At 71.6% G+C, this 13,951-nt stretch carries 13 protein-coding genes; 6 read left to right on the top strand and 7 right to left on the bottom strand.

Annotation, left to right across the window (positions count from 1 at the left end):
- Positions 1–52: 52 nt before the first annotated feature.
- Together secG and ACFU7Z_RS23545 are read left to right on the top strand one after the other, a co-directional pair.
- The gene (gene secG / locus ACFU7Z_RS23550) at positions 53–289 is read left to right on the top strand and encodes a preprotein translocase subunit SecG (RefSeq protein ID WP_049649615.1); all 237 of its coding nucleotides are present in this window, start codon (positions 53–55) and stop codon (positions 287–289) included.
- A 205-nt stretch (positions 290–494) separates the two neighbouring features.
- Positions 495–782 (top strand): RNA polymerase-binding protein RbpA, encoded by a 288-nt coding sequence (locus ACFU7Z_RS23545; RefSeq protein WP_030238413.1) that lies wholly within the window; start codon positions 495–497, stop codon positions 780–782.
- Positions 783–878: 96 nt separating this feature from the next.
- On the opposite strand, the gene pgl is transcribed toward ACFU7Z_RS23545, so the two are convergent.
- The 5 genes from pgl to tkt form a co-directional block, all read right to left on the bottom strand.
- Positions 879–1,667 (bottom strand): 6-phosphogluconolactonase, encoded by a 789-nt coding sequence (gene pgl / locus ACFU7Z_RS23540; protein WP_049649616.1) that lies wholly within the window; start codon positions 1,665–1,667, stop codon positions 879–881.
- Positions 1,664–2,776, bottom strand: coding sequence for a glucose-6-phosphate dehydrogenase assembly protein OpcA (gene opcA / locus ACFU7Z_RS23535; protein ID WP_380744582.1), 1,113 nt, complete (start codon positions 2,774–2,776; stop codon positions 1,664–1,666). The genes pgl and opcA overlap by 4 nt, the downstream gene beginning before the upstream one ends.
- Positions 2,773–4,329: a glucose-6-phosphate dehydrogenase gene (gene zwf / locus ACFU7Z_RS23530; RefSeq protein ID WP_049649618.1), complete on the bottom strand. Its 1,557-nt coding sequence runs from the start codon at positions 4,327–4,329 to the stop codon at positions 2,773–2,775. The genes opcA and zwf overlap by 4 nt, the downstream gene beginning before the upstream one ends.
- 61 nt (positions 4,330–4,390) lie before the next feature.
- Positions 4,391–5,533 carry a transaldolase gene (gene tal / locus ACFU7Z_RS23525; protein ID WP_049649619.1) on the bottom strand — a complete coding sequence of 381 codons (1,143 nt, stop codon included), beginning with the start codon at positions 5,531–5,533 and terminating at the stop codon, positions 4,391–4,393.
- 50 nt (positions 5,534–5,583) lie between these two features.
- Positions 5,584–7,683: a transketolase gene (tkt, locus tag ACFU7Z_RS23520; protein ID WP_074001673.1), complete on the bottom strand. Its 2,100-nt coding sequence runs from the start codon at positions 7,681–7,683 to the stop codon at positions 5,584–5,586.
- A gap of 462 nt (positions 7,684–8,145) precedes the next feature.
- Between tkt and ACFU7Z_RS23515 the strand changes: the two genes are divergently transcribed.
- Complete coding sequence (locus ACFU7Z_RS23515; protein WP_074001672.1) at positions 8,146–9,093, top strand: heme o synthase; 948 nt, start codon at positions 8,146–8,148, stop codon at positions 9,091–9,093.
- Between the two features lie 65 nt (positions 9,094–9,158).
- On the opposite strand, the gene ACFU7Z_RS23510 is transcribed toward ACFU7Z_RS23515, so the two are convergent.
- Entirely contained in the window at positions 9,159–9,800 is a 642-nt protein-coding gene (locus tag ACFU7Z_RS23510; protein ID WP_380779423.1) for a DUF2461 domain-containing protein, read from the bottom strand.
- Between the two features lie 73 nt (positions 9,801–9,873).
- Between ACFU7Z_RS23510 and ACFU7Z_RS23505 the strand changes: the two genes are divergently transcribed.
- Entirely contained in the window at positions 9,874–10,200 is a 327-nt protein-coding gene (locus tag ACFU7Z_RS23505) for a hypothetical protein (RefSeq protein WP_053111946.1), read from the top strand.
- A 69-nt stretch (positions 10,201–10,269) separates the two neighbouring features.
- On the opposite strand, the gene ACFU7Z_RS23500 is transcribed toward ACFU7Z_RS23505, so the two are convergent.
- Positions 10,270–11,250, bottom strand: a complete 981-nt coding sequence (locus tag ACFU7Z_RS23500; RefSeq protein WP_049649626.1) for a heme A synthase — start codon at positions 11,248–11,250, stop codon at positions 10,270–10,272.
- Positions 11,251–11,508: 258 nt separating this feature from the next.
- Between ACFU7Z_RS23500 and ACFU7Z_RS23495 the strand changes: the two genes are divergently transcribed.
- Together ACFU7Z_RS23495 and ACFU7Z_RS23490 are read left to right on the top strand one after the other, a co-directional pair.
- Complete coding sequence (locus ACFU7Z_RS23495) at positions 11,509–12,828, top strand: choice-of-anchor A family protein (protein ID WP_380779421.1); 1,320 nt, start codon at positions 11,509–11,511, stop codon at positions 12,826–12,828.
- Positions 12,829–13,241: 413 nt separating this feature from the next.
- Positions 13,242–13,922: an LAETG motif-containing sortase-dependent surface protein gene (locus tag ACFU7Z_RS23490; RefSeq protein WP_380779419.1), complete on the top strand. Its 681-nt coding sequence runs from the start codon at positions 13,242–13,244 to the stop codon at positions 13,920–13,922.
- Positions 13,923–13,951: the final 29 nt, after the last annotated feature.

The raw sequence follows: 13,951 nt of genomic DNA, 5'->3' as shown, positions 1-13,951 counted from the left end.
GCCGTACGCGGCCCGGCCCCTTCGCCGAAGATACGAGAGAGTTGGTCCCGTCGTGGTTCTCGGGTTCTCGATTGCCCTGATCATCTTCAGTCTGCTGATGATCCTTCTGGTGCTGCTGCACAAGGGGAAGGGCGGCGGCCTGTCCGACATGTTCGGCGGTGGCTCGATGTCCACCGGCGGCGGTTCGGCGGTGGCCGAGCGCAACCTGGACCGCATCACCATCGTGGTCGGCCTGGGCTGGTTCGCCTCCATCATCGTCCTCGGCCTGCTGATGAAGTCCTCGGTCTGACGTAACCCTGACGCCCCGTCGCCCGAGCGCCTATCCTGGGACGGTCGGGTGCGGAGGCGGTGGTGGCGGAGGCTTAACTCCTGCTTACACTAGGACGACTTTCGCCACCGACGCGCACCGCGGCGGGTCGGCGCACCAGTACGCAGGGAGTCAGACCGTGGCAAGTGGCAATGCCATCCGTGGCAGCAGGGTCGGGGCCGGCCCGATGGGCGAGGCGGAGCGCGGCGAGTCCGCCCCGCGCAACCGGATCTCCTTCTGGTGCGCGAACAAGCACGAGACCCGTCCCAGCTTCGCGGCCGAAGCGGCGATCCCGGACACCTGGGACTGCCCGCGCTGCGGCTTCCCGGCCGGCCAGGACCAGCACAACCCGCCGGCGCCCTCGCGCAACGAGCCGTACAAGACCCACCTCGCCTACGTCCGCGAGCGGCGCACCGACGCCGACGGCGAGGCGATCCTGGCCGAGGCGCTGGCGAAGCTCCGCGGCGAGATCTGAGCGGAGCGCCGGAGCGGAACGCAGCGGTCCGGACAGAACAGCGCGAAGGGCGCCCCCGTCGGTGACGGTGGCGCCCTTCGGCGTTGCCGGATCCGGTCAGGCCGAGGCCGGCGGGTAGAGCTGCGGCGGGATCCGCTCCGCGGCGGCGCGGTCCAGCAGCCACAGGGTGCGGCTGCGGCCGTACGCGCCGGAGGCGGGCGCCTGGAGCTCGCCGGGGCCGGACAGGGCCAGCGCGACCGCGCCCGCCTTGTCCTCGCCGGCGGCCAGCAGCCAGACCTCGCGGGCGGTGCGGATCGCCGGGAGGGTGAGCGAGACCCGGGTCGGCGGGGGCTTGGGGGCCCCGCGCACGCCGACCACGGTCAGCTCGGTCTCCCGGACGCCCGGGTGCTCGGGGAAGAGCGAGGCGACGTGGGTGTCCGGGCCGACGCCGAGCAGCAGCACGTCGAAGGCCGGGACGCCGAGCCGGTCGCCCGGCCCGGCCGCCTTCGCCAGCTCCTCGGCGTAGCGGGCGGCGGCGGCCTCCACGTCCGAGCCGTCCACTCCGTCCGAGGCGGGCATCTCGTGCACCCGCGCCGGGTCGAGCGGGACGGCGTCCAGCAGCTCGGCGCGGGCCTGGACGGCGTTGCGCTCCGGGTCGGCGGCGGGCAGGAAGCGCTCGTCGCCCCACCAGAGGTCCAGCCGGCCCCAGTCGACCGCGTCGCGCGCCGGGGAGGCGGCGATCGCGGCCAGCAGGGCGTTGCCGTTGCGCCCGCCGGTGAGCACCACCGAGGCGCTGCCGCGGGCGGCCTGGGCGTCCACGATCCGGGTGATCAGCCGGGCCGCGGCCGCCTGGGCCATCAGCTCCTTGTCCCGGTGGACGACCAGCTGCGGGGTCGCGTTGGTCATGCGCCGTCCTTGCCGGTGCGCTTGCCGGCGGCCTTGCGGGCGGGCTTCTTCTCCGCCGCCCCGGCGGTCACCCGCTCGGGGTTGGCCACGGCCTGCTCCACGGCCGCCTCGGCGGCCTCCTCGACGGCCTCCTCCGCGACCTCGCGGGCGACCTGCTCGGCCGCCGCGGTCTCGGCGTTGGACGGCTCGTGCAGCCGGTCGACGGGCGTGCGCACGGCCGTCGCGTAGATGTCGTCCGGGTCCAGGCGGCGCAGCTCCTCGGCGATCAGCTCCGAGGTCTCGCGCCGCTTGAGCGCCACCTGGCGGTCCGGCGAGCCGGGCATGGAGAGCGTGCCCAGCAGGCCGTCCGGGCGGTCCAGGGTGATGTCCCCGTCCTTGGTGCGCAGGTGCACCGCGGTGATGCCGGGGCCGTTGGTGACGACCCGCTCGACGGGCACCTGGAGCCGGTTGGTCAGCCAGAGGCCGAGCAGCTCGACGCTGGGGTTGTAGGACTCGCCCTCGACCACCGCGGAGACGATCGTGGACGGCCGCTGGTCCAGTGCGGCGGCCAGCATCGAGCGCCAGCCGGTGACCCGGGTCCAGGCCAGGTCGGTGTCGCCCGGGGTGTAGCTCTGCGCGCGCTGGGCGAGCTGGCCGACCGGGGACTCGGCGGTGACGGCGTCGGTGATCCGGCGCTGGGCGATCGAGCCCAGCGGGTCCTGCGCCGGGTGGTGCGGAGCGTTGTCCGGCCACCAGACCACGGTCGGGGCGTCCGGCAGCAGCAGCGGCAGGACCACCGACTGGGCGTGCGCGGCGAGTTCGCCGTGCATCCGCAGGACGACCGTCTCGCCGGAGCCGGCGTCGGAGCCGACCAGGATCTCGGCGTCCAGCCGGGTCTCGGCGCGGGCCCGGGGCGAGCGCCCGGCGCGCTTGATCACCGCGAGGGTGCGCATCGGGTGCTCGCGGGAGGCGTCGTTGGCGGCCTTGAGGGCGTCGTAGGCGCTGCCCTCGTCGGTCACGATCACCAGGGTGAGCACCATGCCGGCGGCGCCCGAGCCGCGGGCCCGGCGCGCCTCCATCAGCGCGGCGTTGATCTTGCTGGACGTCGTGTTGGTGAGGTCGATCTTCATGGCCGGCGCCAGCTCCTGCCGTCTCGTGCGAGCATCTCGTCCGCCTCGACGGGACCCCAGGTCCCCGCCGCGTACTGGGCGGGCTTGCCGTGGGTGTCCCAGTACTTCTCGATCGGGTCGAGGATCTGCCAGGAGAGCTCGACCTCCTGGTGGCGCGGGAACAGGTTGGCGTCGCCGAGCAGCACGTCGAGGATGAGCCGCTCGTACGCCTCCGGGCTGGACTCGGTGAAGGACTCGCCGTAGGCGAAGTCCATCGTGACGTCCCGCACCTCGAAGGAGGTGCCCGGCACCTTGGAGCCGAACCGCACCGTCACGCCCTCGTCCGGCTGGACCCGGATGACCAGGGCGTTCTGCCCCAGCTCCTCGGTCGCGTAGGAGTCGAAGGGCAGGTACGGGGCGCGCTGGAAGACGACCGCGATCTCGGTCACCCGGCGGCCCAGGCGCTTGCCGGTGCGCAGGTAGAACGGGACGCCCGCCCAGCGGCGGTTGTTGATCTCCAGCTTGATGGCCGCGTAGGTGTCGGTCTTGGAGTCGGGGTCGATGCCGTCCTCGTCCAGGTAGCCGACGACCTCCTCGCCGCCCTGCCAGCCGGCCGCGTACTGGCCGCGCACGGTGTGCCGGCCGAGGTCGGCCGGGAGCTTGACGGCGCTGAGCACCTTGAGCTTCTCGGCCACCAGCGCCTTCGGGTGGAAGGAGGCGGGCTCCTCGATGGCGGTGAGCGCCATCAGCTGGAGCAGGTGGTTCTGGATCACGTCACGGGCGGAGCCGATGCCGTCGTAGTAGCCGGCCCGGCCGCCGATGCCGATGTCCTCGGCCATGGTGATCTGCACGTGGTCGACGTACGACCGGTTCCAGATCGGCTCGAACATCTGGTTGGCGAAGCGCAGCGCCAGGATGTTCTGGACCGTCTCCTTGCCCAGGTAGTGGTCGATCCGGAAGACCTCGTCCCGGGGGAAGACCTCGTGGACGACCTTGTTGAGCTCCTGAGCGCTCTCCAGGTCGTGGCCGAAGGGCTTCTCGATGACCGCGCGGCGCCAGGAGCCCTGCGGCGGGTCGGCCAGGCCGTGCTTCTTGAGCTGCTGGACGACGGTGGGGAAGAACTTCGGCGGGACGGACAGGTAGAAGGCGAAGTTGCCGCCGGTGCCCTGGGCCTTGTCCAGCTCCTCGATGGTCTCGCGCAGCTTGTCGAAGGCCTCGTCGTCGTCGAAGGTTCCGTGGACGAACCGCATGCCCTTGGCGAGCTGCTGCCAGACCTCCTCCCGGAACGGGGTGCGGGCGTGGTCCCGGACGGCGTCGTGGACCTCCTTGGCGAAGTCCTCGTCGTCCCACTCGCGGCGGGCGAAGCCGACGAGGGAGAAGCCCGGCGGAAGCAGACCGCGGTTGGCCAGATCGTAGATGGCCGGCATCAGCTTCTTGCGGGACAGGTCGCCGGTGACCCCGAAGATGACCAGACCGGACGGCCCCGCGATGCGCGGGAGCCGTCGGTCGGAGGGGTCACGAAGCGGGTTGACGGGGGCGGGCGGGAGGTCGTCCGCGTCCGATTCCGGAGTCAACTCGGGGAAATCAGTGCTCACTTGATGGGCTCCGCTTTCGTGCGCTGGCTGTGAGCAGGGGTCACTTCTCGTCGGCGAAGGAGGCGAGCGAGGCGGTGACGGTGTCGAGCAGCTCGTTCCAGGACTGCTCGAACTTCTCGACGCCCTCGTCCTCCAGGAGCTGGACGACGTCGTCGTAGTCCACGCCGGCGGCGGCGATCGCGTCCAGCACGGCCTTGGCGTCGGCGTAGTTGGGGACGATCGTGTTGCCGGTGACCACGCCGTGGTCGCCGGTGGCCTCCAGGGTGGCCTCGGGCATCGTGTTGACGGTGCCGGGGGCGACCAGCTCGGTGACGTACAGGGTGTCCGGCAGGGCCGGGTCCTTGACGCCGGTGGAGGCCCACAGCGGGCGCTGCGGCTTGGCGCCGGCGGCCTCCAGGGCGGCCCAGCGGGCAGTGCCGGAGGTCTTGCCGTCGACGCTGCCGAAGACCTCCTCGTACGCCTGGTAGGCGAGGCGGGCGTTGGCCAGCGCGGCCTTGGAGCGCAGGTCCTTCGCCTCGCCGCCGATCTTGTCCAGGCGCTTGTCGATCTCGGTGTCCACGCGGGAGACGAAGAAGGAGGCGACCGACTCGATCTGGGAGAGGTCCAGGCCCTTGGCCTTGGCGGTCTCCAGGCCGGTCAGGTAGGCGTCGATGACGGCCTTGTAGCGCTCCAGCGAGAAGATCAGCGTGACGTTGACGCTGATGCCCTTGCCGATGACCTCGGCGATCGCGGGCAGGCCGGCCTTGGTGGCGGGGATCTTGATGAAGACGTTCGGGCGGTCGACCAGCCACCACAGCTGCTTGGCCTCGGCCACGGTGGTGGCGGTCTCGTGCGCCAGGCGCGGGTCGACCTCGATGGAGACCCGGCCGTCGCGGCCGTTGGAGGCGTCGTAGACCGGGCGCAGCACGTCGGCCGCGTCGCGCACGTCCGAGGTGGTGATCATGCGGATCGCCTCGTCGGTGGTGACCTTGCGGACGGCGAGGTCGCGCAGCTGGCCGTCGTAGGAGTCGTCGCCGGAGCCGGCGATGGCCTTCTGGAAGATGGTCGGGTTGGTGGTCACGCCCACCACGTGCTTGTTCTGCACCAGTTCGGCCAGGTTGCCGGAGTTCAGCCGCTTGCGGCTGAGGTCGTCCAGCCAGATCGCAACGCCTTCGTCGCTGAGGCGCTTCAGTGCGTCAGTCATGGTGCTTCAGTCCCTTGTTCTTGCTTCGTGGGGTGGTCGGGAGGGGGCCGCTAGCGGTTGACGGCCTCGAGGGAGCGCAGGGCGTTGTGGGCCTCGGCCACCACGCGCTCGGTGGTGATGCCGAACTCCTCGAACAGCACCTTGTAGTCGGCGGAGGCGCCGAAGTGCTCCAGCGAGACGATCCGGCCGTGGTCGCCGACCAGCTCGCGCCAGCCCTGGGCGATGCCGGCCTCGACCGAGACGCGGGCCTTGACCGACGGCGGCAGCACGCTGTCGCGGTAGGCCTGGTCCTGCTCCTGGAACCACTCGAAGGACGGCAGCGAGACCACCCGGGTGGCGATGCCCTCGGCCTCCAGCGCCTCGCGGGCCTGGACGGCCAGCTGGACCTCGGAGCCGGTGCCGAGCAGGATCACCTGCGGGTCGCCGGTGGAGGCCTCGGCCAGGATGTAGCCGCCCTTCGCGGTGCCCTCGGCGGAGCCGAAGACCTCGCGGTCGAAGGTCGGGACGCCCTGGCGGGTCAGCGCCAGGCCGACCGGGCCGGGGTGGCTGGTGTGGCGCTCGACGATGGTGCGCCAGGCGACGGCGGTCTCGTTGGCGTCGGCCGGGCGGACCATGGCCAGGCCCGGGATGGCGCGCAGCGAGGCCATGTGCTCGACCGGCTGGTGGGTCGGGCCGTCCTCGCCGAGGCCGATCGAGTCGTGCGTCCAGACGTAGGTGACCGGCAGCTTCATCAGCGCGGCCAGGCGGACGGCCGGGCGCATGTAGTCGGCGAAGACCAGGAAGGTGCCGCCGTAGACCCGGGTCTTCCCGTGCAGGGCGATGCCGTTCATGGTCGAGCCCATGGCGTGCTCGCGGATGCCGAAGTGGATCGTCCGGCCGTACGGGCTCGCCGACTTCAGCGGGTTGCCCTCGGGCAGGAAGGAGCTGTCCTCGTCGATGGTGGTGAGGTTGGACTCGGCGAGGTCGGCCGAGCCGCCCCACAGCTCCGGGATCACCGCGCCGATCGCCTTGAGGGTGTCGCCGGAGGCCTTGCGGGTGGCGACGTCCTTGCCGGCCGGGAAGGACGGGACGGCCTTCTTCCAGCCCTCGGGCAGCTCGCCGGCCTCGATGCGGTCGAACTCGGCCGCGCGGTGCGGGTTGGCGGCGCGCCAGGCCTCGAAGCCCTGCTGCCACTGGTCGCGGGCGGCCTTGCCGCGCTTGATGACCTGGCGGGCGTGCCCGATGACCTGGTCGCTGACCTCGAAGGTCTTCTCCGGGTCGAAGCCCAGGACCTTCTTGGTGGCGGCGATCTCGGCGGCGCCGAGCGCGGAGCCGTGCGCCTTGGCGGTGTTCTGGGCGTCCGGGGCCGGCCAGGCGATGATCGTCCGCATCGCGATCATCGACGGGCGGGAGGTCTCGGCCTTGGCCGCGGCCAGCGCCTCGGCCAGGGCGGCCACGTCGATGTCGCCGTTGGACTTCGGGGTGACGCGCTGGACGTGCCAGCCGTACGCCTCGTAGCGCTTGAGGACGTCCTCGGAGAAGGCGGTCTCGGTGTCGCCCTCGATCGAGATGTGGTTGTCGTCGTAGACGGCGACCAGGTTGCCCAGCTTCTGGTGGCCCGCCAGCGACGAGGCCTCGGCGGAGATGCCCTCCTCCAGGTCGCCGTCGGAGACGATCGCCCAGACCGTGTGGTCGAAGGGGGACTCGCCGGCCGGGGCCTCCGGGTCGAACAGGCCGCGCTCGTAGCGGGCGGCCATCGCCATGCCGACCGCGTTGGCGATGCCCTGGCCCAGCGGGCCGGTGGTGGTCTCCACACCCGCGGTGTGGCCGTGCTCGGGGTGGCCGGGGGTACGGCTGCCCGCGACGCGGAAGGCCTTCAGGTCGTCCAGCTCCAGGCCGTAGCCGGCGAGGTAGAGCTGGGTGTAGAGCGTCAGGCTGGTGTGGCCGGGGGAGAGGACGAAGCGGTCGCGTCCGACCCAGGACGGGTCGGTCGGGTCGTGGCGCAGGAACCGCTGGAAGATCAGGTACGCGGCCGGGGCCAGCGACATGGCCGTCCCGGGGTGTCCGTTACCGACCTTCTGGACAGCGTCCATGGCCAGGACGCGCGCCGTGTCAACGGTGCGCTCATCCAGATCGGTCCACTCGAATGCGTTCGTCGGCGCAGTGCTCACCCTGTCTCAGGGCTCCTTCCATTGTGAAGAGTGACCCCGTGAATGGGGACCGGGTCGGCCACGGCGCTGTGGTCCCGACGCTGGGTGGTGCCGGTCACGGAGGGTAGATCCCGCTTCTGTCCGCGAGCCTACCGTCCGGGGTGCGGCTCACCCTCCGTGCTGGGACAACCGGCAATTCCGCATGCAGATTCCCACTGGAGCGGTGCGGATGGATTTGTCCCAGACTCTCCCGGTTCGCGCCGTCGCGCCGCTCCGGTGGTCAGGACGGGCTAGCGGACCCGCCGGAGGCGCTCGACGGCCCCGCCCGGGCGGTTCACCCGGGGGTGTGCGTTCCGCCTCGCCGGGGGACCCCGGAGCCGGATGGGATATATGGAACGTCTATGGTGTCGTGGTACGCGCAGAGCGGACGATTCGGGACCCTTCGTTCCTGTGGACGCCTGCGAAGATTCATCTTCAGTTGGGGTGTTAGTGACCGCCGTCGAAACCCGTCCCGCCGGGGTCACCGGGGCGACTCCTGCGCACCGGCCGTTCGGGGCCCGTGTCGGCGCGTTCGTCGCATTGACCAAGCCGCGGATCATCGAGCTGCTGCTGATGAGCACCGTGCCGGTGATGTTCCTGGCCCAGCAGGGCGTGCCGAACATGCTGTTGGTGCTGAAGGTCGTCGTCGGCGGCTACCTCTCGGCCGGCGGCGCCAACGCCCTCAACATGTACATCGACCGCGACATCGACGCGGTCATGTCGCGCACCGAGCGGCGTCCGATCGTCACCGGGATGGTGTCGCCGCGCGAGGCGCTGGTGTTCGGCATCGTCCTCGCCGTCGTCTCCACCCTGCTGCTGGGCTTCGGGGTCAACTGGCTGTCGGCCTGGCTGGCGCTCGGCGCGCTGCTGTTCTACGTGTTCGTCTACACGCTGGGGCTCAAGCGGCGCACCTCGCAGAACATCGTCTGGGGCGGCATCGCCGGCTGCATGCCCGTCCTGATCGGCTGGTCCTCGGTGACCAACTCGGTGTCCTGGGCCGCGGTGATGCTGTTCCTGGTCGTGTTCTTCTGGACGCCGCCGCACACCTGGGTCCTGTCGATGAAGGTCCGCGACGACTACGAGCGGGCCGGCGTGCCGATGCTGCCGGTCGTCAAGGGCAACGTGGCCGTCGGCAAGCAGGTCGTCGCCTACTCCTGGGTGATGGTGGCGGTCTCGCTGGCGGTCTGGCCGCTGGGCCACATGAGCTGGCTGTACCCGGTCGCCGCGGTGCTGCTGGGCGGGGCCTGGCTGCGCGAGGCGCACGCGCTGTACGGGCGGGCCAAGGCCGGGATCGTGGGCGCGAAGCTCAAGGAGATGCGGCTGTTCCACTGGTCGATCACCTACCTGTCGCTGCTGATGGTGGTCTGCGCGATCGACCCGTTCGTCAAGTAGAGGCTTACGAAGCAGAGGCTTACGCGAAGAGCCCCGGTCCAGGCGGACCGGGGCTCTTCGCGTTCTCAGCGGGCGGGCAGCTCGGAGGGGCCGACATGGCCGTCCAGCCAGTCCCGCAGCGGCTGGGAGGCGTGCAGGAAGCCGGCGATCCGGGTGTGGGCGGCGCGGGTGCCCAGCCACTTCGCGGGCTCCCACTCCTGCCAGGCCACCAGGCCCTTGTGGCGCAGCAGCCCGATCCGGGGGTGGTCCTTGGGGTAGCCGCGCGGGGCCGACTTGAGGGAGTCCCGGCCCACGACCAGCGGGCCCTGCTGCTCCACCCGGGCGATCACGCGCTCCAGCTCCGCGCCGGTGACGTCCTCCGCGACGGCGGCGCGGTAGCGCTCCAGCTGGTCCGGGGCGAGCTGGTAGAGGCCGTTGCCGCAGGCCAGCCCGTCGGCGGAGAGCTGGATGTAGCCGCCGCTCTCCAGATGGGCGCCGATGTGGGTCTTGTACGGGGACTTGTCGGCGCTGAACCGGATGTCGCGGTTGGGCCGGAAGATCTTCCCCGGCCCGAACTCCGGCTCCAGTTCGGCGAGCAGCAGCTCCATCGGGGCCCGGACGACGCCGTCGTAGACGTCCTTGTGGGCCTGCCAGAAGGTCTTGGAGTTGTCGGCTTCCAGGTGCTCGTAGAAGTCGAGCGCCTCGGCCGGCCAGCCGGAGAAGGTCACCCCTCCAGTATGTGGCCCGGTGCACAGGGCGCTCCCGTCGCCAGCGGCGCTACCGGTGGGTAGCATGCGGGACATGAGCAGCGCAGAGACCGCCACCGCCGCGCCGGACGCCCGCACCGAGCGCCGCGCCAAGCGCATCGCCAAGCACCTCACCAGCTTCGCCCGCGAGCACGGGGGCGGCGACGCCGTCGTCGAGTACGTCGGCTCCGTGGCCACCCGCATCGTGGTCGTCGGCGCGGACGGCGCCTGGGGCGACCAGGTCGCCCCCAGCTACGCCGTGGGCAAGCGCGCCGCCGAGCTGGCCGGGCTGACCCTGCACGACGACTTCGAGGGCGAGCTGGGCCTCAAGGTCAAGACCGGCGCGTACGAGTGGAAGCGGATGGCCGGCATCCAGATCTGACCGCGTCCCGGTACGACGAACGGCCCGGTTCCCCCACGCGGGGGAGCCGGGCCGTCGGCGTGTGCGCGGTCAGACCGCGGCGGGCTGCGGGGTCTGGGCGGGGAGCTGGTCGGTGACCGCCTCGGCCCCGCGGGTGCGCAGGGCGAGGGGGACGCGCAGGGCGGCGATCCAGGTCAGTGCCGCGAGGAGCATGTGGAGGCCGACCATCAGCTCGGGGGCGTCGGTGAAGTACTGGATGAAGCCCAGGACGCCCTGGAGGAGGAGGACGGCCAGCAGCTCCTTGGTGCGGGACCTGGCCGCCTGGGGGGCCTTCACGGCGGCGAGGACGAAGATCACCGCGATGGCCAGGCCCACGGACACGAACGCGAAGTCGGCGTGGAACTGGGCGAGGCGGTCGTAGTCGATCGGGATGCGCGGGACGATCTTGTTGTCCTTGGGCGTGCCGGGGTGGTGGCCGGCGCCGGTCACCAGGGTGCCGGCCGCGACGAGCAGGCCGATCACGGTGACCAGGACGTAGGACAGCTGGTGGACCGGGCGGGGCACCACGAGCGTCGGCGGGCCGTCGCCCTCCTTGGACCGCTCCCACATCAGCAGCGCGACCCAGACCAGGGCCATCGCGGCGATCATGTGCAGCGCCACGGTGTACGGGTTGAGGCCGGTCAGCACGGTGATGCCGCCGAGCACGGCGTTGCTCATCACCAGCCAGAACTGGGCCCAGCCGAGCCGGGTCATGCTGTGCCGCCAGGGCCGGTGGCAGCGGGCGGCCAGGATGGCCCAGCCGACGGCGGCGCTCAGCACGTAGGTGAGCATCCGGTTGGTGAATTCGACGATGCCGTGGAAGCCCATCTCGGCGGTGGGCGTCAGGCTCTCGTCGGTGCACCGGGGCCAGGTCGTACAGCCGAGGCCGGAGGCGGTGAGGCGGACGGCGCCGCCGGTGACGACGATCACCACGCTCATCACCAGCGCGGCGAACGTGGCACGCCGGACCATCTCGGCGGATGGCTGCCAGCGCTCGGCGAGCAGGGAGAAGGGATTAGGCACGCGGTCAATCGTAGGCGGCCTTACAGGCGATCTTGGGGCGGGGCACGGGCCGCGCGGCGGTGTGGCGCGGGTGGTGCGGCGGGAGGCGGCGGAGCCGGCGGGCGGCGACACGCTGGGGTGCGACACGCGGACAAACCGGGGTGGTTCGGTCAAGGAGGTTATTGGTCTTGACCAATCACCCGTTTGGCCGAAAGAGTGCGGATTGGTCCATACCTTTTTGAGGACCCCTCCCCCCATCTACGCCCGCACGCAAGCGGAGACCTGCACATGCGCATACCCATTTCCGCCGCCGCGCTCGCGGTAGGCGGCTCGCTCGCTCTGGCCGGGCTCGTCGCGCCGGCCGCCCAGGCCGTCGGCACCGACCAGGAGTGCCGCAGCCTCGGGGTCGCCAACCTCTACGGCGAGTTCATCGAGGGCGACGACACCCACACCCCCGACGCCGAGGGCGCGGTCGCGGTCGGCGGCAACGCCGACTTCACCGGCGGCTTCTCGGTCGGCCAGGAGCTCACCCAGGCCCAGGTCGACGCGCTGCCCGGCAAGAACGCCCTGGTCGTGGCCGGCAAGCTCACCGGCCACAACACCCAGGTGATGAAGGGCAACGGCGTCTTCGGCTCCAAGGCCGACGGCGCGGTGGCCCAGGCCCACGCCGGCACCGTCAACCAGGGCCCCTCGCCGATCGACTTCAAGGCCGAGTTCGCCAAGCTGCGCGCCGCCGCCACCTCGCTGGCCGCCGTCCCGCAGACCGCCGGCGCCACCGTCCAGGCCGAGGGCGCCAAGCTGACGCTCACCGGCGGCGACGCGAAGTACAACAGCTTCACCGTCGACGCGGCGAAGCTGCAGGGCGCCAAGGACGTCTACCTCAAGGTGCCGGCCGGCTCGGTGACGGTGGTCAACGTGACCGGCGGCTCGTACGACATGGCGGCGGCCGGGACCACCGGCTTCCACCTGTGGGACGAGGGCAAGAAGGCCTTCGTGCTGGACGACAAGCTCCAGAGCGCGGCGGGCGGGGCGATCCGGTCCAGGCTGCTCTGGAACTTCCCGACCGCCACCAAGGTGGTCAAGAACAGCCAGGCCGCCTGGGCCGGCACCGTGCTCGCGCCGAACGCCGCCTTCGACCTCGGCAGCGGCGGCCCGGTCAACGGCTCGGTGATCGCCGCCTCGCTGACCGGCAAGGGCGGCGCCGAGACGCACCACTACCCCTTCACCGGCTGCCTGCCGGGCACCACCGTCCCGACGCCGTCCGGCACCCCGACGGTGCCGCCGACCGTCCCGCCGACCGTGCCGAGCGGCTCGCCGTCGGCCACGCCGAGCGCGTCGACCGCCCCGAGCGGTTCGGCGAGCCCCTCGGGCGGCCCGTCCGCGTCGACGAGCGGCAAGCCCAGTGCGAGCGGCAGCCCGTCGGCCGGCGGCTCGACGGCCGCTCCGGCGGCCTCGGGCAGCCCGTCCGCCCAGCCGGACGCCGGGGGCAACCTGGCGCACACCGGCTCCGGTCCGGTGCTGCCGCTGGCGATCGGCGGTGCGGTCGTGCTCGCGGCCGGCGGCGGGATCGTGGTGGCCGCCCGGCGCAAGGCGGCCCGGAAGGCCTGAACCGGCTGAGCCCGGCGATCCGGCCGGGAACGCCGGAACGCGGGAGCGTCGGAGGCACGGGAGCGTCGGAAAGAACGGAAAGGTCGGAAACAACGGAAAGGCCGGAATGGCCCGGCGTTCGTCGGCTGACCGAATCGGAGCCCTCGATGATTGAACCTGATCACCGGGGGCTCCGTTCTTCCCTGAAGTGGCGAAGTCCATTCAGGTTTGCCGAATCCGCGTTCTGCGAGGTGACGGCTGTGATGGGCTGGCCCAAGCACATCGGAAGACGGACGGACAGTCGATATCCGGTCGTGCGGCGGGGTGTGGCGGGGTGCGGGAGTGCCGGTAGAGTCCCCCGGACAGTCGTAGCGGGCCACCGCGTACCACTCAACACGCCTGCTGCGCACGACCGTTCGGAGGGGAACAAAGTAATGGCGCGACAGCAGCGGCACTTCGCGATCGGCGCGACGGCACTCGCCGGCACGGCTGCGGCCGGTTTTCTCCTGCCTCTGGCACTGGCCACCAATGCCTCGGCGCACGTGCCGAGTTGGTCGGTGACCTGCGACAAGATCGTGATCGATCTGATCAACTACAGCCCCAAGGCCGACGTGAAGAACACCGTCAGCCTCACCATCGACGGCGAGAAGGTCCTGGACGCCAAGGCCTTCCCCGCGGAGTTCCACGGCTCCTTCCCGGTGAAGGACCACGATGCCCCGATCAAGGCGAACCTGGTGGTCACCACCACGGAGAACCCGAACGAGAAGGGCTGGAACATCAACGAGACCAAGACCATCGAGCCGTGCCACACGCCGACTCCGACCCCGACCCCGACCCCCACCAAGACCCCGACCCCGACTCCCACCCCGACGCCGACCGTGACCCCGAGCACCCCGCCGCCGGTCACGACGCCCCCGGCCACCCCGACCCCGTCGGTGACCCACACCCCGAGCAAGACCCCGACCCCGTCGCCCTCCGCCAGCGCGCCGGCGCTCGCCCAGACCGGTAGCAGCGACGCGACCCCGATGATCGCGGCGGCCGGCGGCGGCGTGCTGCTGGTCGGCGGCGCGCTCGTGCTGCTCGCCCGCAAGCGCCGTGGCGGCAGCGAGAGCTGACGCCCGGTCAGTCGACAACGGCAACGCCC

It is taken from the genome of Kitasatospora sp. NPDC057518 (assembly GCF_042802075.1).
Taxonomy (GTDB): domain Bacteria; phylum Actinomycetota; class Actinomycetes; order Streptomycetales; family Streptomycetaceae; genus Kitasatospora.
This window is presented reverse-complemented; position numbering and strand designations above follow the sequence as displayed.

Excerpts from the sequence above, each read along its gene's own strand:
- ACFU7Z_RS23545 (WP_030238413.1), top strand. The coding sequence starts at position 495 with ATGGGCGAGGCGGAGCGCGGCGAGTCCGCCCCGCGCAACCGGATCTCC.
- pgl (WP_049649616.1), bottom strand. The coding sequence starts at position 1,667 with ATGACCAACGCGACCCCGCAGCTGGTCGTCCACCGGGACAAGGAGCTG.
- opcA (WP_380744582.1), bottom strand. The coding sequence starts at position 2,776 with ATGAAGATCGACCTCACCAACACGACGTCCAGCAAGATCAACGCCGCG.
- tal (WP_049649619.1), bottom strand. The coding sequence starts at position 5,533 with ATGACTGACGCACTGAAGCGCCTCAGCGACGAAGGCGTTGCGATCTGG.
- ACFU7Z_RS23505 (WP_053111946.1), top strand. The coding sequence starts at position 9,874 with ATGAGCAGCGCAGAGACCGCCACCGCCGCGCCGGACGCCCGCACCGAG.
- ACFU7Z_RS23495 (WP_380779421.1), top strand. The coding sequence starts at position 11,509 with ATGCGCATACCCATTTCCGCCGCCGCGCTCGCGGTAGGCGGCTCGCTC.
- ACFU7Z_RS23490 (WP_380779419.1), top strand. The coding sequence starts at position 13,242 with ATGGCGCGACAGCAGCGGCACTTCGCGATCGGCGCGACGGCACTCGCC.